Below are 25,092 nucleotides of genomic sequence, written 5' to 3'. Positions count from 1 at the left end.
AGTTAAATCATGACTCTGCGAAGAATCGCAGGGCTTGGAGCCCTTTCGTCCCTGTTTTTCCCGGGCCTGGCCATGGCCCAGGAAGCGACGCTGAATTCCGGTGACACGGCCTGGATGCTGACCGCCACCGCTCTGGTGCTGTTCATGACCATTCCCGGCCTGGCGTTGTTCTACGCTGGCATGGTGCGTTCCAAGAACGTCCTGTCGGTGATGATGCAGTGCTTCGCCATCACCGCGTTGATGAGCCTGCTGTGGTTCGCCTACGGCTATAGCCTGGCGTTCGACACCACCGGGATGGAAGCCGGCGTGACCAACTTCAGTTCCTTCGTGGGCGGCCTGGGCAACATGTTCCTCGGCAACCTGACCAAGGATTCGCTGACGGAAGCCTTCCCGGAAAGCGTATTCGTCACCTTCCAGATGACCTTCGCCATCATCACCCCGGCCCTGATCGTCGGCGCTTTCGCCGAGCGCATGAAGTTCTCGGCCATGCTGGTGTTCATGACCGTCTGGTTCACCCTGGTCTATGCGCCGATCGCGCACATGGTCTGGAGTGGCGACGGTGCGCTGATGTGGGACTGGGGCGTGCTGGACTTCGCCGGTGGCACCGTGGTGCACATCAATGCCGGTATCGCTGGCCTGATCGCCTGCATCGTGCTGGGCAAGCGCAAGGGCTTCCCGAGCGTGGCCATGGCACCGCACAACCTGGGCTACACCCTGGTCGGTGCCGCCATGCTCTGGGTCGGCTGGTTCGGTTTCAATGCCGGCTCCGCGGCCGCGGCTGACGACACCGCCGGCATGGCTATGCTGGTTACCCAGATCGCCACCGCCGCCGCTGCCCTGAGCTGGATGTTCGCCGAGTGGATCACCCACGGCAAACCGAGCGCGCTGGGTATCGCTTCCGGCGTGGTTGCCGGCCTGGTCGCCATCACCCCGGCTGCCGGAACCGTCGGCCCTATGGGCGCGATGATCATCGGCCTGGCCTCCGGCGTTATCTGCTTCTTCTGTGCCACCAGCCTCAAGCGCAAGCTGGGCTACGACGACTCCCTGGACGTATTCGGCGTGCATGGTGTCGGCGGTATCGTCGGCGCCCTGTTGACCGGCGTGTTCGCCGCTCCGGCACTGGGTGGCTTCGGCGAGGTGGAGAATATCGCGGCACAAGTGTGGATCCAGTTCAAAGGCGTCGCTTTCACCGTGATCTACACCGCCATCGTCACTTACGTGATCCTCAAGGTCATCGACGTGGTCATGGGCCTGCGTGTCAGCGAGGAAGAAGAGTCGGTCGGGCTCGACCTGGCTCAGCACAACGAGCGCGGTTACATCCTGTAAGTATCGCGGGCTCGCCGCTTCGGTCGCGAGCCTAAAGCACACGGAGTGCGTCCGGAGCCAACCCGGGCGCCTCGACCGAATAGCGCATAACAAGCGCGACGGCTAGAGGTGAAAAATGGACAACACAGCATTGGCGGCATTGCAGTACGGTTTCGATACCTTCTATTTTCTGATTTGCGGCGCCCTGGTCATGTGGATGGCGGCAGGTTTCTGCATGCTTGAATCAGGGCTCGTGCGCAGCAAGAACACCACCGAGATTCTGGCCAAGAACATCTCCCTGTTCGCCATTGCCTCGGTGATGTACCTGCTGGTCGGCTACTACATCATGTACTCCTCGGATGGCATGGTGTTTCCCAGCCTGGGCTTCCTGATCGGCGACGAGAACCTCGCCGAGGCGGTGACCGGTGAAGAAGATGCGCCCTATTACTCGGCGCGTTCCGACTTCTTCTTCCAGATCGTCTTCGCCGGCGCCTGCATGTCGATCATTTCCGGCGCGGTGGCCGAGCGTATGCGCTTGTGGCCTTTCCTGGCCTTCGCGGTGGTCATGACCGGTTTCATCTACCCGATCCAGGGCTCCTGGAGCTGGGGCGAGGGCTGGCTGGACGCGCTGGGCTATTCCGACTACGCCGGTTCCGGCATCGTGCACATGGCGGGTGCCAGCGCGGCTCTGGCCGGTGTCATCCTGCTCGGCCCACGCAAGGGCAAATATGGCCCGAACGGCCAGATCAATCCGATTCCGGGGGCCAACCTGCCGCTGGCGACCCTGGGTATGTTCATCCTGTGGATGGGTTGGTTCGGTTTCAACGGCGGTTCCGAGCTGAAGATCTCCGATATCGACTCGGCCAACAACGTTGCGCAAGTGTTCGTCAACACCAACATGGCAGCCGCCGGTGGCCTGATCGCGGCGATGATCGTCTCGCGCATCCTGTTCGGCAAGACCGACCTGACCATGATGATCAACGGCGCCCTGGCCGGCCTGGTGGCCATCACTGCCGACCCGCTGTCGCCGAGCGGCCTGCAGGCCACCCTGATCGGTGCCGTGGGCGGTGCCCTGGTGGTGTTCAGCGTCCTGGCCTTCGACAAGATCAAGATCGACGATCCGGTCGGTGCCATCTCCGTGCACGGTGTCGTGGGTATCTGGGGTGTGCTGGCGGTACCGCTGACCAATGCCGAAGCCAGCTTCGGCGCACAGATCATCGGTATCCTGGGCATCTTCGGTTGGGTCTTCATCACCAGCCTGATCATCTGGGCCGTGATCAAGGCGCTGTTCGGCCTGCGCGTGAGCGAGGAAGAGGAATACGAAGGTGTGGATCTTTCCCAGTGCGGGATGGAAGCCTATCCGGAGTTCACCAGCCAGAAGTGATCTGCTGGGTAGAGCCGCAAAGGTTTCGACCTTTGCGGCTCTACCGGAGCCTCATCGCGGAAAAGTGATGGTCGAACAACTGCAAAGGGCGCTCAGGCGCCCTTTGCTTTTTTGTACGGCACGCTAAAATGCGCGCGTTGAAAAGAGGGCGACGAACATGTGGCAGCAACGGCTGATCACCCTGCGTCCACGGCCACGAGGCTTTCATCTCGTTACCGATGAATTGCAGGATGCGTTACCGGAACTGGCGAGCTACAGGATGGGTCTGTTACACCTGTGGCTGCAGCACACGTCGGCGTCTCTGACCGTCAACGAAAACGCCGACCCGGCAGTACGCCGCGACTTCGAGCGTTTTTTTCGCCGTCTCATCCCTGAGGACACAGCGGGGTACGAGCACTGCGACGAAGGCCCGGATGATTTGCCGGCGCACTTCAAGTCGAGCGTGTTGGGCGTTCAGTTGCAGATCCCGGTGAGTCATGGGCGTCTGGCACTGGGCACCTGGCAAGGGATTTACCTTGGTGAGCACCGTGAGCAGGGTGGTGCGCGTCGAGTGCTGGCGACCTTGCAAGGTACGGCAAATTGAATTTTTCCCAGGCGTTCGGCAACGTTGGACGACTGGGCTATAACTAACCTGCTTTTCGCAAGTCATGAGGCTGAACATGAGCGACGAAGAACTGGAACAAGACGAGCTGGAAGGCGTAGACGAGGACGACGGCGAGGAGCTGGCGGCAGCGGATAGCGATGACGGCGATGACGACAGCGAATCCGACAGCGCGGCGCCTGCCAAGAAGGGCAAAGCCAAGAAAGCGGTCGAGGTTGACGAGCTGCCGAGTGTCGAAGCCAAGCAAAAGGAACGCGATGCCCTGGCTCGCGCCATGGAAGAGTTCTTGACCCGTGGCGGCAAGGTGCAGGAAGTGGAGCCCAATGTGGTTTCCGATCCACCCAAGAAGCCTGACAGCAAATACGGCAGTCGCCCGATCTGAGGCGAAAGCTGGTTGTATACGCAAAAGCCCGCCTGAGAAGGCGGGCTTTTGCGTATGGGGAGTGAGAAGCAAGTCGAAGGCGGAAGCGGACGGTCGATGATCCGTGTTAAACGAAGGATCAGGCCTTCGGCCCCGGATTACGCCGGGGGCTAATCCAGGCTACGTTCTGGTGAAATATCCGGGCTAGATCGTAGGATGGGTGAAACCCATCAACTGCCGATGGGTTGCACCCATCCTACGCCCAGCGCTCCAGCAGCATCGGTAATTCCCCCAGGCTGCGGATCTGTGCATCGGCCTCGTCGTCGCCGGCCCAGGCCTTGTCTTCGGGGTTGAACCATACGGCGCGCCATCCCGCCGCGCGCGCGCCGGCGATATCGTCACCTGGGTGGTCACCGATGTGCACGGCTTGTGCGGCCTGCATGCCGGAGCGGCTGAGTGCTTCCTGGAACGGTTTGGGGTCAGGTTTGCCGACCCCCAACTCTTCGGCACAAAGGATGAAGCTGAAGTAGTCTGCCAGCCCGAGTCGGCGCACATCGGCATTGCCGTTGGTGATCACACCCAGTTGGTACTGGTTGGCCAGTCGCTCCAGTGTGGTGACGGTATCGGCAAAAAAGGTGATGGCGTGACGCGCCTCGAGCATCGCCTGGAAGGCGCCTTCGGCCAGGTGCTGTGCTTCGTCCGCGGCATAGCCGACGCCTTCCAGGGCGTGGCGCAGGGTGCGGCGGCGCAACTCGCTAAGGCGGTATCTCAGGCTCGGTTCGCCTTCCAGCAGGCGGCCACGGGTTTGCCCCAGGTAATCCACCGGCTGGCTCGCCAGATTCGGTGCATGGGTGCTGATCCAGTCGCGCATGGCTGTCTCGGCACCCATGATCACCGGGCGGTTGTCCCACAGGGTGTCATCGAGATCGAAGGTGATCAGGCGGATGCTCATGAGTCCTGTTCCTTGCGGCGTTTGGCCCTTGGGTGGGCGCTGTCGTAGACCTTGCTCAGGTGCTGGAAGTCCAGGTGGGTGTAGATTTGCGTGGTGGCGATGTCGGCATGGCCGAGCAATTCCTGCACCGCGCGCAGATCCTGAGACGACTCGAGCATATGGCTGGCGAAAGAGTGACGCAGCATGTGCGGATGAATGTGCTGGCCCAGTTCGCTGATGCCCGCCTGGCGCACTCGCAGCTGCACGGCGCGGGCACCGATGCGTCGACCCTGGCGGCTGATGAACAGCGCACCATCCGGCGGGTTGGCCAGGGCGCGTAGCGGCAGCCATTGTTCCAGGGCTTCACGGGCCTTGCCGCCGACCGGCAGCTCGCGCACCTTGTTGCCCTTGCCGACCACTCGCACCAGGCCGGCAGGCAGGTCGAGTCCATCGAGACTCAGGGCGACCAGCTCCGAGAGGCGTAGCCCCGAGGAATAGAACAGCTCGAGCATGGCGTGATCGCGGCGGGCGATGAAATCGTCTTCCTGGGCGCCGTCGAGCAGTTGGCTGGCGCGATCCACATCCAGCACCTTGGGAAGCCTGCGCTCGCCCTTGGGCGGCGTCAGGCCACTGGCCGGATCGTGGCGGCAATGGCCTTCACGAATCAGGTAGCGATACAGGCCGCGGGTGGCCGAAAGCAGGCGGGCGAGGCTGCGGGCCGATTGGCCGTCCATGTGCAGGCGGGCCACCTGGCGACGCAGGCGCGAGGTATCGAGGGCTGCCCAGTCGCTGAGCTGTTCCTTCTCGCAATAGGCGAGCAGCTTGTTGAGGTCGCGGCGGTAGCCGTCCAACGTGTGAACAGACACCTGGCGCTCGCTGCGCAGGTGTTCGAGATAGGCTTCAAGATCAGCGGCAAGCTTCAAGCTTCAAGCTCCAAGTAAGGCGTGGATGACAGCGCACTTGCTTCAACTTGCAGCTTGTGGCTTGAAGCTGCTCTAGCGTACCGAGCGCAGTGGAGCGGAGAAACGTGGGAGCACTCGAGACAGAACTTCGGCGATATAACCGAGGAACAGGGTGCCCAGAGAGCTCTTGTAATGCTGCGAATCGGTACTGCCGATCGCCAGCACACCATGCAGACCCTGATAGGAAAGGCCGACCACCGCAGCCGAGCCGACCTGCTCGCCCGCTTCGCCGAACAGGAAGTTCAGTTCGTGTTCGCGCAGCACGCCGCAGATGGTCTTGCCGCCTGCCAGCAGGCCGCCGATGGCCTGATGAGCCTCCGCGTTGCTGACGCTGCGGCCGACCGGCAGCGGTGTGTCGCTGAACAGGATCAGCCCCACGAAGGGCACCTGGAATTCGCGGCGCAGGCTGTCTTCCACGCAACTGACCACTTCTTCGAGGCTGCTGGCGTCCATCAGGTCGAGTACCAGGCGACGGGTCTTGTCGAACAGCCGGTCGTTGTCGCGGGCCACGTCCATCAGATGCGACAGGCGCTGGCGCATCTCGATGTTGCGTTCGCGCAGCAGTTTGACCTGGCGCTCGACCAGCGACACGGTATCGCCGCGCTGGTGCGGAATGCGCAGCTCGGGAATCAGCTCATCGTGGTCGATGAAGAACTCGGGGTGCAGGCGCAGATAGGCGGCGACCGTTTCCGAGTCCAGGGGCTTGGGCGAATCCTGCTGGTCAGTCATAGGCGAACCTGTCCTTCGTACACGCGCACGGCGGGGCCGGTCATCATAACCGGCTGGCCGGGGCCTGCCCACTCGATGGTCAGCTTGCCGCCCGGCAGTTCCAGTTGTATGGGCGAGTCCATCCAGCCCTGGCGGATCGCGGCGACGGCCGCGGCGCAGGCGCCGGTACCGCAGGCCTGGGTTTCCCCAACACCGCGCTCCCAGACGCGCAGGCGTCCGCGTTGGCGGTCGATGACCTGCAGGAAGCCGACATTCGCCCGCTGTGGGAAGCGCGGGTGGTGTTCCAGTTTCGACCCCAATTCATGCACTGGCGCGTTGCCGACATCATCGACACGCAGTACCGCATGGGGGTTGCCCATGGATACTGCTGCCAACTCGTGGGCTTTGCCTTCGACCTCGACAGCGTAGCTCAGGGCTTCGGCGTCGGCCTGGAAGGGGATCTCCTGGGGCAGCAGGCGCGGCGCGCCCATGTCCACGGTGATCAGCCCGTCGGCGCGAACGCTGAGCTCGATGATGCCGCCCTTGGTTTCCACGCGGATGGTTTTCTTCACCGTCAGGCGCTTGTCCAGCACGAAACGGGCGAAGCAGCGCGCGCCGTTGCCGCACTGTTCCACTTCACTGCCATCGGAGTTGAAGATGCGGTAGCGGAAGTCGACGTCCGGGCTCTGTGGCGGTTCGACCAGCAACAACTGGTCGAAGCCCACGCCGGTGTGGCGATCGCCCCACTGTTTGGCGTGCTTGGGCTGGATATGGGCATGCTGGCTGACCAGGTCGAGCACCATGAAGTCGTTGCCGAGGCCATGCATTTTGGTAAAGCGCAATAACATCGGCATCACTCCGGCAGGCGGCTTTCGCCCACGAAGAGTTCGTCCAGAGTTTCCCGCCGACGCACCTCGAAGGTCTGCTCGCCGTCCACCATTACCTCGGCGGCACGGCCGCGGGTGTTGTAGTTGGAGCTCATGACGAAACCGTAGGCGCCGGCCGAACGCACGGCCAGCAAGTCGCCTTCGGCCAGGGTCAGGTCGCGCTCCTTGGCGAGGAAATCACCGGTTTCGCAGATCGGCCCGACGATATCGTACTGACGGCTGGTGCCCTCGCGCGGTTGTACCGGTACCACGTCCATCCAGGCCTGGTACAGGGCGGGGCGGATCAGGTCGTTCATCGCCGCGTCGACGATGGCGAAATCCTTGTGCTCGGTGTGCTTGAGGTATTCCACGCGGGTCAGCAGCACGCCGGCGTTGGCGACGATGAAGCGGCCCGGTTCGAATACCAGTGCCAGATCGCGGCCTTCGATGCGTTGGCGCACCGCCTGGATATAGTCGCCGGCCAGTGGCGGCTGTTCGTCGCGGTACTGCACGCCGAGACCGCCGCCCAGGTCGATGTGGCGAAGGTGGATGCCTTGCTCGGCAAGGCGGTCGACCAGCACCAGCAGGCGGTCGAGCGCATCGAGGAACGGCGGCAGGCTGGTCAGTTGCGAGCCGATATGGCAATCGACACCGACCACCGCCAGGTTGGGCAGCGCGGCGGCGCGGGCGTAGACCGCTTCGGCATCGGCGATGGCGATACCGAACTTGTTTTCTTTCAGGCCGGTGGATATGTACGGGTGAGTACCGGCGTCCACGTCCGGGTTGACGCGCAGGGAGATCGCCGCGGTCTTGCCGAGTTCGGCAGCGACCTGTTGCAGGCGCTCCAGCTCATCGGTCGATTCGACGTTGAAGCAGTGCACACCGACTTCCAGAGCGCGGCGCATGTCGTCACGGGTCTTGCCGACACCAGAGAAGACGATCTTGTCGGCGGCGCCACCAGCGGCCAGGACACGCTCCAGTTCACCGCGCGAAACGATGTCGAAGCCCGCGCCCAGGCGCGCCAGTACGTTCAGCACGCCGAGATTGGAGTTGGCCTTGACGGCGAAACACACCAGATGCGGCATGCCGGCCAGCGCATCGGCGTAGGCGCGGTACTGCGCCTCGATGTGAGCGCGCGAGTAGACATAGGTGGGCGTGCCGAAGCGCTGGGCAACGGCGGACAACGCCACACCTTCCGCGAACAGCGAGCCGTCGCGGTATTCGAAGGTGTTCATGAGCCGTCCTTATCTGTCTTGCGCAGGCGCGGACTGGGTATCATCCGGCAGGTACAGCGGGCCTTTCTGACCACAGCCGCTGAGCAGGGTGGTGACGGCGACGAGCGCGATGAGGGCAGTGAACAGCCGCTTCATGGTCAAATCCTTGTAATAAAGCATAATTGCACCAGAGTATACCGACCCCCCGGCATGTTGCCTATGCGGCGGGGTTCCCGTCCGGCGGGGCTTTGCCCTGGCATACTGACGTGCGCTGAACAGAACGCGGTCGCCCCTTCTGTTACGTTTGATGTTGCTGAATCTTTCATGAGGTAAGTGCAATGAGTTTGACCGAAGCCCGTTTCCACGACCTGGTCGATGCCGTGCAGCAGGCGGTGGAAGACATCTTCGACGACAGCGATCTGGATCTCGATCTGGAAAACTCCGCTGGCGTACTGACGGTGCGCTTCGAAAATGGCTCGCAGCTGATTTTCAGCCGTCAGCCGGCGCTGCGTCAGCTATGGCTGGCGGCTCGATCCGGTGGTTTCCACTTCGATTACGACGAGGGCAACCAGCGCTGGATCTGCGATACCAGCGACGAGTTGCTGAGCGAGATGCTCGAGCGCATCGTCGTTGAACAGTCCGGTGCCAGTCTTGAGTTCGATGAAATCTGAAGTCGCCGCTGAGCCGATCCTGGCCAGTTAGCGTGTTGCTTCGCCCTGTCAGCGGCGCTGCTGCCTGAGCGAAGCCGACAGGCCCTGAGGCTGCTCTTGTTTATTTGGGTGGCTGTGTTACGGTCGGCTCAATCTGTGCAAAACCCCGTCGTCTCGATGGGGTTTTGCTTTTTTTGGCGTCCAGCAAAGGAGACACGCACGCACCATGGCCAGCACACCGTCCATCACCATTACCCGCCTCGATCTGCAGCGCCTGGAGCAATTGCTCGACAGCCTCGATGATTTCGGCCCGATTGCCGAAGCCTTGCAGGCCGAACTGGATCGGGCGGAGGTGGTCGGCCACGATCAGGTACCGGCAGGCGTGGTGACCATGAATTCGCGCGTGCATTGCCGCGAAGAAGGCAGCGGCAAGGACTATCATCTGACCCTGGTTTACCCCCAGGACGCAGGCGGTGAGGGCAAGGTGTCGGTTCTTGCGCCAGTAGGCACTGCCTTGCTGGGTCTGAGCGTCGGCCAGCATATCGACTGGCCAGCGCCGGGTGGCAAACAACTCAAACTGACCCTGCTGGCGGTGGAGTATCAACCGGAAGCGGCGGGTGAGTACGACCGCTAGGATTCTTCGCGCCACCTGCCTCGGCCCTTTGCGGCGTGCCGAGTCCTTCCTGCGAGTGACCCGGGTCGAGTGCCGTTACAGTCAAGCCGGTGATAGCTCCAGCTTCACCGGCCTACAGGTCGCTGCGCATTCCTGCAGATCGATGCTGCGCTCGAACAGACGCTGTACCGCTGGCTGGTGGCTGACGCCGATCAGGGTGCAGTCGGGCAGGCGTTCACGCAGTCGCCCGAGCAATCCACAGGCTGCATGTTCGTCGAGCTGATTGGTGGCTTCGTCGAGGTACAGGGTATCCGGACGATAGAGCAGGGCGCGGGCCAGGGCCAGGCGCTGCTGTTCGCCACCTGAGAGCTCCCGGCCCCATTCTGTTTCTCGCTCCAGCTCATCAGTGAGATGGTCGAGTCCCACATCCTTCAGCGCGCCGATCAGCTCCAGAGCGTTGGGCGTCTGCGTCGCCGGATAGGCCAGCAACTGTTCCAGGCGGCCGTTGGCCAGGTACGGTTTTTGCGGCAACAGCAGGCTGCGTCCGCCCGGTAGTTGCCAGGTGCCGCGGTGATGAGGCCAGAGGCCCATCAGGGTGCGCAGCAGGGTGGTCTTGCCCAGGCCGCTGGCGCCCGCCAGACGCAGCCATTCACCAGGGCGAGCCTGCAGTGTCAGGCCGCAGAGCAACGGTTCGCCATCGGGACGCAGTACATCCAGTGCGCAGGTGTTGAGCGTCTCGCCATGACTGGGCTCAAGGGGTTCCAGCCGCTCCATGGCCTGCTGGAACTGGCCCAGACGCTGCACTGTAGCGCTCCATTCCATCAGGGTACGGTAGGAGTAGATAAACCAGCTCAGTGATCCGTGTACGGCGCCGAACGCCGTGCGGATCTGCATCAATCCGCCCAGGGTAATGGTCTTGGCCAGGAACGCGGGTAGGGCGATGAATACCGGCACGATATTGCTGACGCGCTCATAGCCGACTGTGAATGTCCCGAGCTTCAGCTCCCGGCGCATCAGGTCTCGCCAGTTGTCGGCGATGGCGGAGAAACGCAGCTCCAGGCTCTGCCGTTCGGCCTGTTCACCGCCGTACAGGGCGATCTGCTCGGCATGCTCGCGTTTGCGCAGTAGATCCGCGCGAAACGCCGCCTCGCTGCGTTGGCGCTCATAGTTGAGGTCGTGCAGTGGATGGCCCAGCCAGTGAGTGATCAGGGTGCCGATCAAGGTATAGATCACCACGGCCCAGACCAGATAGCCCTCGAGGGTCACGCTGTAATCGCCGAGGGTGAAGGTTTGGGTACCGGAGAGCTGCCAGAGGACACTGACGAAGGCGCCGATCTGCATCGTGTTGATGAACAGTGAGACCACCAGGCCGATGGTCTTGTCCGTCAGCAGGTGCACATCCTCGGCGATCCGTTGATCAGGGTGATCAGGTTCGCTGCTCAGCCCCAGTCGGTAGTAGCGACGGTCGCCCAGCCAGCGCTCGAGCATGTGATCGTTGAGATGCTGGCGCCAGCGCAGGATCAGCGCCTTGGTCAGCCAGTTCTTCGAAACGATCACCACGATCAACGCACCGATGGCCAGTGCGTAACTGCCCATGAGATCGAGCAGCGCGCTGCCGTTGAAGGTCGCCAGGGTGTCGTAGAACGTCTTGCTCCACGCATTGATGTATACGTTGACCTGCACGATGCCGATGCCCATGGCGAACACCGAAGCCAGCAGCAGCCAACCCGGCCAGCCGGCGCGGCTGGCCCAGAATGGGCGGGAGAGAACTAATAACAGACGCAGGGTTTTCATGATTCTGCGCCCTGCACGGGTAACACCTGCAGGTGTACTTCATTGCTTTCCGGGAAGAGCTGGCGCGCCAGTCGCTTCAGGGCAGCAGGCTCGAGCGCCGCAGGCAGTCGATGCTGCTCGCTCAGGTAGCGCGGGTCGCGCCACGCGCGCTCGCTGAGCATCAGGCGATGCAGCTGGGTGGTGGGATCCTCACGACGCAGTGCTTCCTGACGGGTCAGCTCCCGGCGCAGGGGGGCCACGTGCTTTTCGTCGATGACGTCGGGCAGGGCAGACAAGGTCTGTCGCGCCAGTTGCCATAGCTCATCGGCGCGTTGCGGGTCGCTGCTGAATCTCAGCTCGCTGTCGATGCGTTGATGCTCGGGGCTGAGTTCGCTGTCGAACTTCAGGCTGTAGATGCCAGCAGCCTCGCCGCGCAGGCGCCGTTTCAGCAAGCCATTGGCTATCTCGCGTAGTGCAGCGACCCGGGCGGCATCCGCCGGGCTCCATGGATAGGGCTGGAAGCTGCCCGCATAAAGGCTGGCGCGTGGCTCACGAGCGATGGCCAGGGTGGCCTTGCGCTGACCGGGCCGACGTGGGCTGGCCGTGCTGGCCAGTGGCTCACCACGCGGGATGCCCGCCAGGTAGCGGCTGATCAGTGTTTCCAGCTCGCTCTCAGGCAGGTCGGTCATCAGGTAGTAGGTTACCGGCGCAGCGGACTGGCGGCGCCATTCCGTCTCCAGCACCTGCCGATTGAGTGCGTCGAGCTCCTTGGCGGTGGGTTCCTGCCAGTCGTCCTGGCCCTGCTTGATTCTTCGCCAGGTCGCGTCCTGCTCGCTACGCACGTGATCTTGTCGGCGCAGCAGGCGTTCGCGCAGATCGGCGAGCGTCTCGGTATAGGCCGCTTCATCCAGATCGCTGCGGGTCTGCTGCGCCTGGTAGAGCGCCAGCAGGCTGGCCAGCTTGTGCGCAGCGGCACTGCCCTGCGCCTCCAGGCGTTGCGGGCCCTGAGTGAAGGACAACTGCACGGCTTCGCGTTGTTTCCAGGCTTTGAGTTGATCACCACTCCAGCCTGGCGGCGGCATCTGCAAGGCCAGTTGGTTGGCGATCTGCGCGCGCCAGGACTGTGCGCCCTGATACAGGAAGCCCGCGCTTGAGTCGACGCGCAACTGCGCCATGCCATCAGCGCCCTTGGCACGCAGCCACACCAGGCGGTCGCCGTTGCTCAACTGCCAGTGTTCGACCTTCTCGCGAGCGAAGCTGCGGCGTGTTCCGATACTGCCGGGCGGCGCGCTGCTTTGCAGGCTGGGAATGCTGAGCTCCTGCTGTGCCACGGGTTTCCTTGGGGGCTCCAGGTGAGTATTGGCCAGTTGCCACACCTGCAGCTCGACGCGCCCGACATCAGGTAGTTTCAGTTGCATGCCGCCTGGAGCGCTGAGTTGCAGCACCCGATCCGGGCTGTCGAGCCAACTGACGATGCGCCGTTGCAGCTCGCGCTTGCTGATGCGATCCAGATTGACGAGGGCGTTGCGAGCGATGACCACGGGCTCCTGCAGCAAGCGCTCGCCCAGGGTGGCGTCGTTGAGCTGCCGCACCCAGCCGTCGAAGTCCCGCGGCGCCGGCTTCGTCAGCATGCGCTCGGCGATCTGTCGCACCTCGTCCTTGACGGCTGTCACGTCTTCTTCGTGCAATCCGTGTTGCCGCACCCGCTCGAGTTCGCGCAACAGGGTTTGCAGTGCCTGCTCGTGGTGCTGGCCTTTGACGCTGGCGGCCACCGCCAGCACGCCGGTGCGTCGGCCAATCTGGGTTTTCACCGCAGTCAGGCTGCCGATGCCATCTTCCAGTGGCTGGCGGCGCAACTGGCGCGACAGTGCAGTGAGTGCCAGGCGATCCAGCAGGCGATCACGTCCTCCCGCGAGCGTCTGTTCGCGGATATCCAGCTGCTGGAAACGCATCAGCAAAGCGACCTGATTGCTGCCGCTCTGGCTGTCCTGCACGCGGAAGATCTTCAGCTTGTCGTCCAGCGGCAGTTCGAGGTGCTCGCGTGACGGGCGCTCGCCCCGTTGCGCCTGGCCGAAATGGCGTTCGATCTGCTTGGCCATTTGCCGGGGATCGAAGTCACCAACGACATTCAGCACCATGTTGTTCGGCAGGTACCAGCGCTGCTGGAAGGCTTTCAGTGTCGGCAACTGCGCCTGCTCGATGGCCTTGCGGTTGCCGATGGTGCGATGCGCCGGATAACGGGAGCCGGTGCGTTGCGCCGCTGCACGTTTGGCGTTCATGCGCTGCGCGACACCCAGGCCACCACGCCATTCCTCGATGACGATGGGTCGCTCGCGCTGCAGGTCGTCTGCCGTGAAATCGCCGGCGAAGGCCATCGTGGCCAGCGCTTTCAGCGACAGCTCGACACTGGCCGTACCGTCAGGCGGGCTCAGCAGGTATTGAGTGCGTTCGTAGTTGGTGACCGCATTGAAGTGGCGGCCCTGTTGCCAGCCGGCCTTCTGCAGGCGCTGACGCACATCCAGGGCTTCGCCGCCATGGCTGTAGAACGCCAGATGCTCGAGCATATGGGCGACGCCGACCTGATCGTCGGCCTCGTCCACCGACCCGGCGTGCACCGTCAGGCGTATATCCAGGCGGCCCTTCTGGATGTCGATGGGAATCAGGTTGTAGCGAAGACCGTTGGGCAGTTCGCCGCGGGTGACGATGGGGTGCCAGCGTAGTGGCGCGTGATCGGCGGGCGTATGGGCACAGGCACCGAGCAGCAGCGCCGCCAGTGCCGTGAAGAGGATTTTCACGATATGCATGGGGCGCGCTCTTAGAACTGATAGCCGACTTCGAGCCAGTACTGGCGACCGGTTTCGTAGCTCAATTTGCCGGTGCTGCCCACTACATCGTTGACATGGTTGGTCAGGTTGGTGACGTCCACCGCCATGTACAGGGCCTGCTCGCCCTGCAGCGGGATGTCCAGCTTGACCCTGGTATCCCAGGTGATGGCGGCTTTCGCGTCGCCAACGAGGTACTGTTCGTAGCTGGTGTCGTCGATGGTGATGGTGCCATCCCGGTAGATCTGCTCATACGCACCGCGATAACGGAAGAAGTTGCTCCAGGTCAGGTTCAATGCGGGAATGCTGGTGATGGTATTGAGGCGGGCCGTCCAGGGTCGATTGAAGTTGCTGGCGGGCAGTTCGCTGTAGGGCAGCAACTTGCCATCGAAATACACATCCTCGTCGTCCAGCCTGCTCGAGGTGAAGATGGTGTCATAGTCGGAGCTGTCGAAAGTACTCTTGGTCTGGTTCCAGTCGAAGGCGGCCTGCAGGCTGGTGACGGTGCCGGCCATGCGCAGATTCTGCAGCGGCGTGATGCTCAGGGTGACGGTTTCGCTCTCGCTGCGGGCGGCGTTGGTGTAGGTGTAGTAGTTGGCGATGGTGGTGCTGCCATCGCCGTCCACCAGGTCGAGGTCACGCGAGCGTGCCCGCACGATCTGGTCACGACCATCACGGTGTACGTACTTGAGGTCGAAGCGCATGCCGAGCATCTCCTGGGTCAGGCCGAGCATCCACTCGTCGTCGTAGGGAATGTCCAGCTTGCGGAAGCTGCTTTCGTCCACACCGTAGTTCACCAGTGCACTGAAGTCGGTAATGGTGTCGGCGCTGCTGGCGCCCCGGGTGGCCCGCCACCAGAGCGACTGGCGGCCGTCGGCCAGGCGATACTTGAACAGGTTGCGGCCGTAGTAGCGGTTGGCGCCGGCGCTGAACACTGTGCGCCCGTCGCCCAGCAGGTCATAGCTGGCCGCAAAGCGTGGCGCCAGGGTTTTCTTGTCCATGTAGTCGTCGCCATCCAGGCGCAGGCCGGGACGCAGGTTGAGCCGGCCGATCTGGATTTCGTCCTGCAGGAACAGCGCGTAGCTGGTCTGATCCAGCTCGATTTCGCCGGCCTTGACGTAGCTGAGCGTGCCGAAATACTGACGCTGGGCCACCCCCGCAGCATTGATGCTGATCGAGCAGTATTCGTCGTCGAGCAGGCCGTTGGCGGTCACGCAGCTGCTGCTGCCCGTGGCATTGGAAAGCCTGAGCACGCTGGCACCCCAGGAGTCCTCGGTGACCTCGTAGCGCGCCTCCTGGCGGCTCAGTTCCAGGCCACTGCTCAGGGTGTGAGTGGCGCCTAGGAAGTCGAGAGGTTGCAGCTCGGCCTTGAAGGCATATTCGAAACCGCGCTGCTCCTGTTCCAGGTCGCCCATGCCGCCTTCGAGGCTGGTGGCGGTGACGCCACGCGCCGGGTTGCCCCAGTTCTTTTCCTGCGACCAGCGCCACTGTTTCTTCACGTTGCTGTCGGCGTCCCGCGAACTCTGCACCTGCTTCCAGGACAGCTTGTGGGTCTGGATAACCTGATCGCCCTTCCAGATGGCCTGCAGTGCGGCACTCTGTCCGCCGGACTGGACGGTGAACCCCGAGTTCTTCTCGTTGGCCTTGAAGTATTCCGCCTCCGCTGGGGCGTCGATCAGGGTGAAGCTCAGATCCAGGCGCTCGTTGGGGATCCAGAAACCCTTGAGCATGTAGTTGTCGCTCTTCCGGGTCTGATCGCGCTTGACCTTGTCGTTCTGGCTCTGGTAACCATCGGCATAGGCATACAGGGGGATTTCCGAAGTCTTGCGTATCACGTTGCCGATCAGGCCGAAGTTTTCCGTGAGCATGCCCTCGAGCATCATCCTGGTGGTCAGCTTCTTGAATTCCGGCTGGTGAGTGTAGTCGCTGGACAACTCGAATTCTTCGGCGCTGATATCGTCGTCGCTGAGGTGGTATTCGGTCCATTCGGAGCGGGTCATGCTGGCCGAAATCTTGCCATGCAAGCCTTCCCGCGGGCGCCGGGTGATGGCATCGATCACCCCACCGTTGAAGCGTCCGTATTCGGCCGGCACGTTGCTGTCGTAGACGCGTACCTCTTCCAACAGGTCGGCATCGATGGCGATGCCGAAGGCATTGCTGGGGACGTCGTAGATGCCATTGACGTCCATGCGGCTGCCACTGCTGGCGGCGGGGTTGAGGTCGTTATTGATGCTGATGCCGTCGATCATGAAATTGTTCTGGTAGAACTTGGCGCCGTTGATGCTGATGTCTGCCGGGCTGATCTCGCCAGGGGTCTTCGAGCTTTGCTGGGTGGTGTCGAAACGCACGCTGGGGTGCATCCTGAGCAATGTCGTGAGGTCGCCATTGGCGCCGGCGAAGCTCTCGATGGCTCGTCGGTCGATGATCTCTTCGCCCTGATAGTGGCTTTCCGATTTCCCCAGCACCACGGTGTTGCCCAGCTCGATAGCACTGTCCTGGCTCGCCAGCTGATGGAGGATCACCACCTGTTGCTGGTAGTCCCAGCCCACATTGCTGCCGTCCAGCAACCGAGACAGTGCCTGCTCGCTACTCATCTGCCCACGCACGAGGTTGCCGCGCAGATGGCCGACCAGGCTCGGGTCGACGCTGACCTGCAGACCGCTCTGCTGGGCGAAGGCGATCAGTGCGTCGGCCAGGGGTTGGGCGTCGATAGCGAAGGTGTGCTGGCGTTGCAGCATCGCGCTGGCCGGTTCGGTCGCTTCCTGGGCATGGCTGGTTGCCAGGGGAAGGGCGCCATACAGGCTGAATAGGCCGAGGCTGATGGTCTTGCACAGTTTTCGAGTGCCTGTGGACGGGCGTTTGAGCCGGTGCGACTGCGTATTCATGGTCTTCCCCGAGCGGGCCGAACGGCCTCGTTGAAAGCTAATGCGAATCTCTATCGATTCGTGTTCAGGGCAAAGACGCGCGGGCTCGATGAATTTTCAGAAATTCATGAATTATTTTCTACGTTTCGAAAAAACGGCGGTCGAGCGCGCTCAGGGCTGGCGCGTGATTACCCGCAGCCAGGGCGTCCAGGTGCTGACCTGGCCCTGATAGGGTTGGATCACCGCGCGCAGAGCGGCGTCCGGATCTGCCAGGGCGTAGACGCCGGTGACGCGCTGCTCGCCAAGCGAGCTGTCGCGTAGTGCGACCTTGCCGGGCAGGTAAGGACGCAGCTCTTCCAGTACATCGGCGATCCGTGCATCGCGCACCACCAACTGTCCCTTCTGCCAGGTGGCGATCTGGCTGACGGGAAGCTTGTCGCGCGTTGCCTCGTGCTTCTCCGGTTGCCAACGCAAACGGTCGCCAGCACTCAAGGCACTAGCCAGTGTAGTGCCGTCTTCGGCCACGCGTACCGATCCGTGCTGCACCGCTACGGCGAGCCCGTTTCGGCGGATGGCGACGTTGAACGCCGTGCCGGTGACGGTAATCTGCAGCGCCTGAGCGCTTACGCTGAAGGGACGCGCCTTGTCCGGCGCCACGTCGAAGAACGCCTGGCCAGCCAGCAGATGCACCTCGCGGCGGTCACCGTAATAACTCACGGCAATCGCCGACTCGCTGTCCAAGTGTACGCGGCTGCCGTCCTCCAGTTCGACCGTGTGCTGCTGGCCGAGGCTGGTGCGGTAGTCGCTCTGGTAGGCGAGGTAACTGCGAGGGGCAATGAATACCAGCAGGCAGACGCCCAGAGCGCCTGCCAGCAGGCCCGGCCAGCGGCGCCGACGTGGCCGTGCTGGTGGTGCTGCCGGGTTTAGCGGTGCGTTGAGGTGTGGTAGGGGGTGTATTTCGGCAATCTCTGCGGGCGCAGCCGCCACTTGGGCCATTCCGGTGATTCGCCAGACCCGCTCAGCCTTGCGGTAAGCCTCGACATGGCTGGCGTCGACCGCCAACCAGGCAGCCAAACCACTGCGCAGATCGGCATCCTCCGGGTTCTGCTGGATGCGCAGCAGCCAGTCCAGTGCGGTGTGTCTGAGCGGGCCGGTCATGGTCGAGTCGGGGTCATGTAGAAAGGGGCCAGAGGTTCGCACAGTCGTATGCTCTGAGCAAATGACGCGTCAGCGTCAAGAATTTTCAGATCATCCATTGGCCTGCTCCAATCGATCGGCGCAATGGCACAGCGCCTGGTGCACCAATTGATGGGCCAGACCAACGGAGATGCCCAGGGTGACCGCGATGTGCTGCAGGGTATGGCCGTGCAGACGATGCATTTCGAAGGCTCTGCGCACGCGCTCCGGCAGCTCCGCCAGGGCAGCATTGACGATGCGCAATTCGGCGCTGCTGCTGGCCTGCTGCTCGGGGCCGGGGCTGTTATCGGAGAGCGTTTCGAGCAGGTTTTCGCTACCGGGCTGGCGTCGCTCGGTGGCGAGTCGGCGGGTCAGGTCGAAGGCCAGGTTGCGCACGATACGGTAGAGGTAGCCCACAGGCTGATCGATCACCGATTCGGCACGGTCGCGACTGTTGAAGCGCAACCAGGCCTCCTGCACCACGTCTTCCGCCTGGGCGCGGCAATTGACGAGGGACGCAGCATAGTCCACCAGAGCATTGCGGTGGGTGAGGTAGAGGTCGAGTTTGCTGGGCGGTAAGGACACGATGGGGCTGCCGGGAGCTGTGCACAGCGGGCGTGTCACAGCGAATGCGCATGTTATCCCATGCTGAGAATTATTATCAATAAGCGCTTAGAGGGCGAGCAGCGCACTGTTCAGTGCCTCTTCCAGGCTCGCCTTGTAGCGCAGGTAATGCACCACCGACGGTTGCCGGTCGCCCAGCAGGGCGGAAAGATCCAGGTCGGTGATGTAGCAGGGATAGCGCTCTGCCTCGCTGCGCTGGGCGAGGATATGCCGGGCCACGCTGCTGAACAGGTTGTCGCCATATTCGAGTTCGGAGAATTCCCGGTGGTTGCAGTACAGGCTGATGTAGGCGCGCTGGCCACTGCCGGGTTCGACGATCGCCTGCACATCGTAGAACGGCTGGCTCACTTGCGTCAGTGGCGCGGGCCGTTGTTCCAGGCGCTGAGCGCGCAGTGGCGCGTCGGGCAGTAGCTGCTGGTAGATGATTTCCAGTGGTATCTGCGGGCTTTCCAGAGCCAGTGCGGCGTTGCGCCGGTACAGTAGCGACTGCAGAAAACGCTGCAGGGGTGCCAGCAGGCTGGATTCGTCATGGAACGGCGCCTGGGTGCGCCACACCGCACCATGCTCGTCGAGCACGGTGATCTGCGCCTGGGGATCCGCTTCGTGCAGGCGATAGAACACCTGAATGCAGGCGGGGCGCCCCGCGCTGAGAATCAGTGCCAGATCCTCACCTTCCAGAGCATTGCGGTCGAGGCGTAGCGGGTTGTATTCGGTTCGATCCTGGGCCAGGTGTTCGAGCAGTGCCGGCAGGTCATCCAGCGTGGTGTGGCGAACCTGGCCAGGCGTCAGGTCGAGCAGGTGATAGCGTCGGGTGATCTGCAGCAGGTAGCGCTGGCGATCGCCACTGTCGAGGCCGGTGATCAGCTCGCGCAACAGTTCCTCGACACGTTCGACGATGGTCGCAGAGCGATTGCGGCAGAAACAGCGCACATGCAGCTTGGGGCGCCCACCGCTGGCGGGCAGCGCGTTGAGCAGATCGGCGAAGCAGTCGAGCAGGGCATTGGGGCCCTCGTAACGCTCCACCAGCAGCTCGTTCCAGCTGTTGAGGGTAATCTGGTCGAGCGTCAGTACCAGGTTCTCGCGCACGCCGGAGTAACCCAGCGGATCCGTGCGTTCGCTGATCATGTGCAGGTTCATCTGGCTGTGTTGCTTGAGCGGGTCGACGCCGACGTTGACCAGCAATAGCACTGCCGTCGGTCGACGGGCGCGCAGCAGGGCGCTTTCCGGCACGCTGCCCAGCGGCATGGGCAGTGCCTGCGCCAGGCAGTTGAGCAGGTGGCTGAGTTCGAACTCACTGAGGTCGCTGGCGCCCGGGTGCAGCGCCAGGTGTGTGCTGCTGTCGATGACGCCGTTGCGGTGGCACCAGGCGAGCAGTTCGATCAGGCTGCGGGCCTGTCGCAGCGGCGCGAAATCCAGCCATTCCTGAGAGCCTAGGCTGCCATTGAACAGCGCCCAGCGGTCGCCCTTCGGTGTGGGGCAGTGCACCAGTGTCAGGGTGTCTTCGCCGAGATCCGGAGCGATGCCCGGGTTGATGAATTCCACCTTGCCGGCCCGACGTTCGAACGCCGCATACAGACGGCGGCCGAGTACGGCCAGCTCACGGCTATCAGGCTCCGCGTCGCCGGCCTGATTGCGCGCGAACAGGGACAGGAAGCGGTAGCTGTAGTTGAGTTCGTTGACCAGCGCTTGGCGTTCGGCGCTCACCTGGCGGACTTTCCACTGGCTACGGCTGTCGAGCATCACCAGTTGGCGCTCACCCCAGCCCCACTGGGCGGTCAGGCGTTCCAGCAGCAGGCGTTGCCAGCTCTTGGCACGGTTGCGCGGCGGTTTGCTGATCTTTTTGTTGACCTTCAGATACAGGCAGCGGCGCACCAGTTCCAGGCGCTCGGACTCGCCGCGTGCTTCGAGGTACTCCTCCAGTCGGCGGTAGATCAGGACGTAGGGATCGAGTTCGTCGAGATCCAGCTGGCCGTCGTACACCGACTGCTTGAAGCGCAGCGACAGGCACTCCAGTCGTGGATGCTCGCTGGCGTAGACCTCGGTGAGCAGCAGCTTGAGCACGGATTTGTACGGCGACTCGATGCCCTTGAACAGCTGCCACATGCCGGCGCCGATGAACTCGCCGGAGGGCACATGGGCCAGGTGGCCGAAGTCGATGACATCCTCGGCGCGAATGAATCGTTTGCTCAGCAGGGTCGCGGTAAACCGCTGGTAGCGGTGTTCGTCGACGGCGGGCACCAGCCACCAGAGCGGTGTGCGGCCGCCCAGCCAGATCGCCGTTCGGTAGAACTCGTCGAGCAGCAGAAAGTGCTGGGTGGTGCCGCAGTCATCCGAGGTGAGCCGGACTTCACGCTCGCCAGCACGAAAGCGCTCCGGGTCGATCAGGAAGAAGTGCGCCTCGGTGCCCTGGCCGGCGGCCCAGGTTTGCAGCAGGTCGCACTTGCGGCGCAGCTCGCTACGGGCATCAGCGCTGAGGTCGCTGGCATGGCAGACCCACAGATCCATGTCGCTTCGTTCGGCCTGTGCCACGGTGCCCAGGCTGCCCATCAGAAACAGACCGTGGATCGGTGTGGGCGTCGGGCCACGGGCCGGCTTGTAGGCGAAGGAGCGGGTCAGGCGCTGTGCTTCGGCGAGCAGCTCGGCGCTTGGCTCGAAGCCGCTGAGGCCGGCGGGCGTCTGTGCGCAAACGTAACCGGGCAGCAGAGGATGATTGACGTGAAACAGCAGCGGCAGCAGCGTGAGCACCTGTTGCTGGCGGCTCGACAAGGCCTGCATGGCGCGCTGCTGGCGACCGTGATTGACGGCCATGAAGCGCGCACGCAACTGGCTGAGCACCTTGCGGTCGATGCCGTCGTCGATATTGGGGCGCAGGGGCGGATGGCGCGTCATGCTCGGGCTCGGCCGGGTGATGAGCAAGACTACAGTCGTGCAGTGCCCTGTCGCAATCGTTCGCAGGAGAGAGGCCTGCCACCATCAGGGCGGCAGGCGCTGGTTCGGGTTCAGGCGGGTTGTGGGACGCTGAGAATGGCCCGCAGACTTTGTGCGTGCTCGGCCGCTTCATGACCCAGGCGGGTCAGGTAGCCGCCATCGCTGAGGCTGATCAGCCCCTTGTCGTGCAGACGCTCGGCGGCGGCGACTACGGATGGTGCTGCATCGTGGTGGATCTTCAATCCCTCCTGACCGTTGTCCAGATTGAACAGCAAAAGGATTTCCAGTTCGGCGACCAGTTCGGCGGTAAAGGCCATGGTGACTCCTGCCTGTTATTGTCGTGCACGGCATCGGCCGTGGGCTCCGGGGGTGTCTGGCGCCCCGCAGGCCAAGTGTAGTCAAGCCGGCGTCGGTTCGCTGGGGCATGCAGCCATCGAGCGAAAAATCTTCTGGTGGCGGGCAGTGGCCGCTGCCGGCTCAGTTTTCCTCGGGCAGTGTCGGCAGCGCACGCAGCGCCTGCTCATAACCTTCGGCATCGAAGGGACGATCCTCACGCAACATGGTGTCCACTTCATGAGCGAGCACCATGGCCATCATCTGCACGATCTCCTCGCGTTCGTAGCCCACCAGCGTCAGCTTGTTCAGCACCGATTGGGCGAAGGCCGGCTCGCCGGATTCCAGCTGATTCTCGATGGCCTGAACCAGTGTGTGCTCGGTGAAGGTTGCGTCGTCGTGCTCGTCGGCAGTGCTCATGTCGCAGATCCATGTGGCTGGAAAGAGCGGCCAGTTTGACAGCGCGCGTACTGGCTGGCCACGCGAAATGCCGTACGGCTCAATTTATTCCTATAATATGGGAGTTTGTTTCGCATATTGAGAATTGCTGAAAAGCCGATTAGAGTCCATCGCCAGGAGAGTCCCATGCCCGATAAAAACAACAATCAAGCACCTACGGGTGCCCAGGCGCTGTTCAGAGGCCTGGCCGTGATCGACGCCGTTGCCCAGGGTGCCAGCAGCCTGGTCGACATCGGCACGACCATCGGCTGCACGCGCAGCACCACGCATCGCCTGATTGCCGCCCTGGTACAGGCCGGCTACCTGCGTGCCATTGGCGGCAATGCCGGTGGCTATCAGCTAGGCCCCAAGCTTATCGAACTGGGCTACAAGGCCCGTGCGCAGATGCCCCTGGCGAACGTCGCGCGGCCCTATCTGGAGGCGCTGGCGCGGCTTACCCAGGACACCGTGCACCTGGGCGTACGTGACGATGGCGACGTGCTCTACATCGAGAAGCTGCCCAGCAGTCGCGGCCTGGAAATGCGTTCGCGGATTGGCTTGCGCATGCCGTTGGCACTGACCGGCATCGGCAAGTCGCTGATGCTCGATCTGCCCGAGGCGCAGTGGCTGGAGCTCTACGAACAGGGCCTGCAGCGGCGCGCCGGGCAGTCTGGTCTGCGTGAGGAGTTCACCCCGTGGGAGGAATTCCGCGGCCTGATGAGTGGCTATGCCGAAAGCGGTTTCAGCTTCGATCTGGAAGAGAACGAGCTGGGCGTGCGTTGCGTCGCCGCGCCGGTTCGCGACGCCAGTGGGCAGATCGTCGCCGCGCTGAGTGTCGCCAGCGCCATTCCCTACATGCCGGAGGCGCGTCTGCATGAGTTGCGCCCGGACGTGATCGCCTGTGCGGTCGCCATTTCCCGTGAACTGGGCTGGAGTGCTTCATGACCGACCGCCTCACGCCGACGCTGATCGCCCTGGACTGGGGCACCTCTTCATTGCGTGCCTATCTGCTGGGTGAGGCTGGCCGGGTGCTGGCCACGCAGAGCCGGCCGTGGGGCATTCAGCACACGCCCGATGGCGACTTCGCCCGTGCTTATGAAGAGCTGGTCGGTGACTGGTACCGCCAGTGGCCGGGCTTGCCGGCGCTGGCGTGCGGCATGATCGGCAGCCGCCAGGGCTGGCACGAAGTGCCCTATGCACTGTGTCCGGCCAACGTCAGCGATCTGGTCGAGGGGCTGCTGGCCCTGGACACTGCCTGTGGCACCTTGCATATGGTGCCTGGCGTGCTCGAAGCCAGTGCGCTGCCCAATGTGATTCGCGGTGAAGAGACCCAGGTGTTCGGCGCTCTGCAACTGGCGCCCGAACTGCGCGACAACGCCTTGTTGGTGCTGCCTGGCACCCATAGCAAATGGGTCACGGTGCGCGACGGCGCGATCGACCATTTCACCACTCATATGACTGGCGAGCTGTTCGCGGTCTTGCGTGACCATTCGATTCTCGGCCGGCCGGCTCGTGAGCAGGGCAGTGAACGCAGCGATGAGGCTTTCTTTCGTGGCCTCGACGCGGCCCGGCAAAGCGCTGCGGAAGGTGTTTCCGGGCGCCTGTTCAGCACCCGCAGCCTGCTGCTCACCGAGCGCCTGACGGCGGGTGAAAGCCTGGATTACCTCTCCGGGCTGCTGATCGGCGAGGAGCTGCGCAGTGTGCTCGCCAGTATCAAGGAGGATGAGTGCCCACCGTTGGTGCTTATTGGTGACGCGCACCTTTGCGAGCGTTATCGCCTGGCCCTGACGCGCTTCGGTGTCGCCTCCGTGCGTACCCTGGAAAACGCCGGTGTCGCAGGCCTCTGGTACCTGGCCTGCGCCGCCGCCCTGGTCATCGCAACGCCTACCCCCGTTTCGAGGAGTGCCCTGCATGTCTGATACCTATCTGCAGCAACTGCCGCTGATCGCCATCCTGCGCGGCGTCACACCCCAAGAGATCGTACCGGTCGGCCTGGCGTTGTACGAAGCCGGCTTCCGGCTGATCGAGATTCCGCTGAATTCGCCGCAACCCTTGCAGAGCATCGGCTTGCTGGCGGCTGAGCTGGGTGATCGCGCGCTGATCGGGGCCGGCACCGTGCTCAGCACCCGGCAGGTCGAGGAAGTGGCGCAAGCCGGTGGGCGGCTGGTCGTATCGCCCAACTGCAACCCCGAGGTGATTCGTGCCACGCGCCATGCCGGGCTGTTCAGCTCGCCTGGCGTGGCCACACCAAGTGAAGGCTTCGCCGCGCTGGAGGCGGGCGCCCAGGTGCTCAAGCTGTTTCCCGCCGAGCAGTTCAACCCGTCGATCGTCAAGGCGTGGCGTGCGGTGTTCTCGCGGGACATACCCCTGCTGCCGGTCGGTGGCATCACGCCTGCCGGTATGGCGGCCTATGTCGAAGCGGGCGCCAGTGGTTTCGGCCTTGGCTCGGCGCTGTACAAGCCAGGCATGAGTGCAACCGAGGTCGGCGCGAACGCCGCAGCCTTCGTGACCGCCTGGAGAGCAACGCAACACTGAGATC

At 63.3% G+C, this 25,092-nt stretch carries 23 protein-coding genes; 9 read left to right on the top strand and 14 right to left on the bottom strand.

Features of this window, described 5'->3' with window-relative positions; translation table 11 throughout:
* Positions 1-9: 9 nt before the first annotated feature.
* The 4 genes from DNK06_RS01495 (at position 10) to sutA (ending at position 3,672) form a co-directional block, all read left to right on the top strand.
* Positions 10-1,326: an ammonium transporter gene (locus DNK06_RS01495; RefSeq protein ID WP_131178274.1), complete on the top strand. Its 1,317-nt coding sequence runs from the start codon at positions 10-12 to the stop codon at positions 1,324-1,326.
* 115 nt (positions 1,327-1,441) lie between these two features.
* Positions 1,442-2,689, top strand: a complete 1,248-nt coding sequence (locus DNK06_RS01490) for an ammonium transporter (protein WP_131178273.1) — start codon at positions 1,442-1,444, stop codon at positions 2,687-2,689.
* 157 nt (positions 2,690-2,846) lie between these two features.
* Positions 2,847-3,272 (top strand): secondary thiamine-phosphate synthase enzyme YjbQ, encoded by a 426-nt coding sequence (locus DNK06_RS01485; protein ID WP_131178272.1) that lies wholly within the window; start codon positions 2,847-2,849, stop codon positions 3,270-3,272.
* 76 nt (positions 3,273-3,348) lie between these two features.
* Positions 3,349-3,672 carry a transcriptional regulator SutA gene (sutA, locus tag DNK06_RS01480; RefSeq protein WP_131178271.1) on the top strand — a complete coding sequence of 108 codons (324 nt, stop codon included), beginning with the start codon at positions 3,349-3,351 and terminating at the stop codon, positions 3,670-3,672.
* 235 nt (positions 3,673-3,907) lie between these two features.
* Here sutA and DNK06_RS01475 read toward each other — a convergent pair whose 3' ends face one another.
* From DNK06_RS01475 to lptM, 6 genes are all read right to left on the bottom strand, one after another.
* Positions 3,908-4,603, bottom strand: coding sequence for an HAD family hydrolase (locus tag DNK06_RS01475; protein WP_131178270.1), 696 nt, complete (start codon positions 4,601-4,603; stop codon positions 3,908-3,910).
* The gene (gene xerC, locus DNK06_RS01470; RefSeq protein ID WP_131178269.1) at positions 4,600-5,505 is read right to left on the bottom strand and encodes a tyrosine recombinase XerC; all 906 of its coding nucleotides are present in this window, start codon (positions 5,503-5,505) and stop codon (positions 4,600-4,602) included. Before xerC ends, DNK06_RS01475 begins: the two co-directional genes overlap by 4 nt.
* 72 nt (positions 5,506-5,577) lie before the next feature.
* Positions 5,578-6,273 (bottom strand): DUF484 family protein, encoded by a 696-nt coding sequence (locus tag DNK06_RS01465; protein ID WP_131178268.1) that lies wholly within the window; start codon positions 6,271-6,273, stop codon positions 5,578-5,580.
* Entirely contained in the window at positions 6,270-7,100 is an 831-nt protein-coding gene (dapF, locus tag DNK06_RS01460; protein WP_131178267.1) for a diaminopimelate epimerase, read from the bottom strand. The genes DNK06_RS01465 and dapF overlap by 4 nt, the downstream gene beginning before the upstream one ends.
* Positions 7,101-7,105: 5 nt before the next feature.
* Entirely contained in the window at positions 7,106-8,353 is a 1,248-nt protein-coding gene (gene lysA, locus DNK06_RS01455) for a diaminopimelate decarboxylase (RefSeq protein ID WP_131178266.1), read from the bottom strand.
* A gap of 9 nt (positions 8,354-8,362) precedes the next feature.
* Positions 8,363-8,488, bottom strand: coding sequence for an LPS translocon maturation chaperone LptM (lptM, locus tag DNK06_RS01450; RefSeq protein WP_082045717.1), 126 nt, complete (start codon positions 8,486-8,488; stop codon positions 8,363-8,365).
* A 182-nt stretch (positions 8,489-8,670) separates the two neighbouring features.
* Between lptM and cyaY the strand changes: the two genes are divergently transcribed.
* Together cyaY and rnk are read left to right on the top strand one after the other, a co-directional pair.
* A complete protein-coding gene (gene cyaY, locus DNK06_RS01445) occupies positions 8,671-9,003 on the top strand; it encodes an iron donor protein CyaY (protein WP_131178265.1) in 333 nt (110 codons plus the stop codon).
* A 205-nt stretch (positions 9,004-9,208) separates the two neighbouring features.
* Entirely contained in the window at positions 9,209-9,616 is a 408-nt protein-coding gene (rnk, locus tag DNK06_RS01440) for a nucleoside diphosphate kinase regulator (RefSeq protein ID WP_131178264.1), read from the top strand.
* An 81-nt stretch (positions 9,617-9,697) separates the two neighbouring features.
* Here the strand turns inward: rnk and DNK06_RS01435 are convergent, their stop codons facing one another.
* The 8 genes from DNK06_RS01435 to DNK06_RS01400 form a co-directional block, all read right to left on the bottom strand.
* Positions 9,698-11,389: an ABC transporter ATP-binding protein/permease gene (locus DNK06_RS01435; protein WP_131178263.1), complete on the bottom strand. Its 1,692-nt coding sequence runs from the start codon at positions 11,387-11,389 to the stop codon at positions 9,698-9,700.
* On the bottom strand, positions 11,386-14,172 hold the full coding sequence (locus DNK06_RS01430; protein WP_131178262.1) for a M16 family metallopeptidase: 2,787 nt from the start codon (positions 14,170-14,172) through the stop codon (positions 11,386-11,388). Before DNK06_RS01430 ends, DNK06_RS01435 begins: the two co-directional genes overlap by 4 nt.
* Positions 14,173-14,183: 11 nt before the next feature.
* Positions 14,184-17,075, bottom strand: a complete 2,892-nt coding sequence (locus DNK06_RS01425) for a TonB-dependent receptor (protein WP_131178261.1) — start codon at positions 17,073-17,075, stop codon at positions 14,184-14,186.
* A gap of 150 nt (positions 17,076-17,225) precedes the next feature.
* Complete coding sequence (locus tag DNK06_RS01420) at positions 17,226-18,212, bottom strand: FecR family protein (RefSeq protein WP_131178260.1); 987 nt, start codon at positions 18,210-18,212, stop codon at positions 17,226-17,228.
* Positions 18,213-18,302: 90 nt separating this feature from the next.
* On the bottom strand, positions 18,303-18,815 hold the full coding sequence (locus tag DNK06_RS01415) for a sigma-70 family RNA polymerase sigma factor (protein WP_207390014.1): 513 nt from the start codon (positions 18,813-18,815) through the stop codon (positions 18,303-18,305).
* An 87-nt stretch (positions 18,816-18,902) separates the two neighbouring features.
* Complete coding sequence (locus tag DNK06_RS01410) at positions 18,903-21,743, bottom strand: class I adenylate cyclase (RefSeq protein WP_131178259.1); 2,841 nt, start codon at positions 21,741-21,743, stop codon at positions 18,903-18,905.
* A gap of 110 nt (positions 21,744-21,853) precedes the next feature.
* A complete protein-coding gene (locus DNK06_RS01405; RefSeq protein WP_131178258.1) occupies positions 21,854-22,099 on the bottom strand; it encodes a TIGR02647 family protein in 246 nt (81 codons plus the stop codon).
* Positions 22,100-22,259: 160 nt separating this feature from the next.
* Positions 22,260-22,535, bottom strand: coding sequence for a hypothetical protein (locus tag DNK06_RS01400; protein WP_131178257.1), 276 nt, complete (start codon positions 22,533-22,535; stop codon positions 22,260-22,262).
* A 165-nt stretch (positions 22,536-22,700) separates the two neighbouring features.
* On the opposite strand from DNK06_RS01400, the gene DNK06_RS01395 reads away from it, so the two are divergent.
* The 3 genes from DNK06_RS01395 to DNK06_RS01385 are packed head-to-tail and all read left to right on the top strand — an operon-like array spanning position 22,701 to position 25,088.
* Positions 22,701-23,498 carry an IclR family transcriptional regulator gene (locus DNK06_RS01395; RefSeq protein ID WP_131178256.1) on the top strand — a complete coding sequence of 266 codons (798 nt, stop codon included), beginning with the start codon at positions 22,701-22,703 and terminating at the stop codon, positions 23,496-23,498.
* Entirely contained in the window at positions 23,495-24,472 is a 978-nt protein-coding gene (locus DNK06_RS01390) for a 2-dehydro-3-deoxygalactonokinase (protein ID WP_131178255.1), read from the top strand. The genes DNK06_RS01395 and DNK06_RS01390 overlap by 4 nt, the downstream gene beginning before the upstream one ends.
* The gene (locus tag DNK06_RS01385; protein ID WP_131178254.1) at positions 24,465-25,088 is read left to right on the top strand and encodes a 2-dehydro-3-deoxy-6-phosphogalactonate aldolase; all 624 of its coding nucleotides are present in this window, start codon (positions 24,465-24,467) and stop codon (positions 25,086-25,088) included. The genes DNK06_RS01390 and DNK06_RS01385 overlap by 8 nt, the downstream gene beginning before the upstream one ends.
* Positions 25,089-25,092: the final 4 nt, after the last annotated feature.

Origin of the sequence: Phytopseudomonas daroniae, from assembly GCF_004327285.1 — a bacterium.
GTDB lineage: Bacteria > Pseudomonadota > Gammaproteobacteria > Pseudomonadales > Pseudomonadaceae > Aquipseudomonas > Aquipseudomonas daroniae.
Note: the sequence above shows the minus strand (reverse complement) of the source record. Positions and strands in the feature narration are given on the sequence as shown.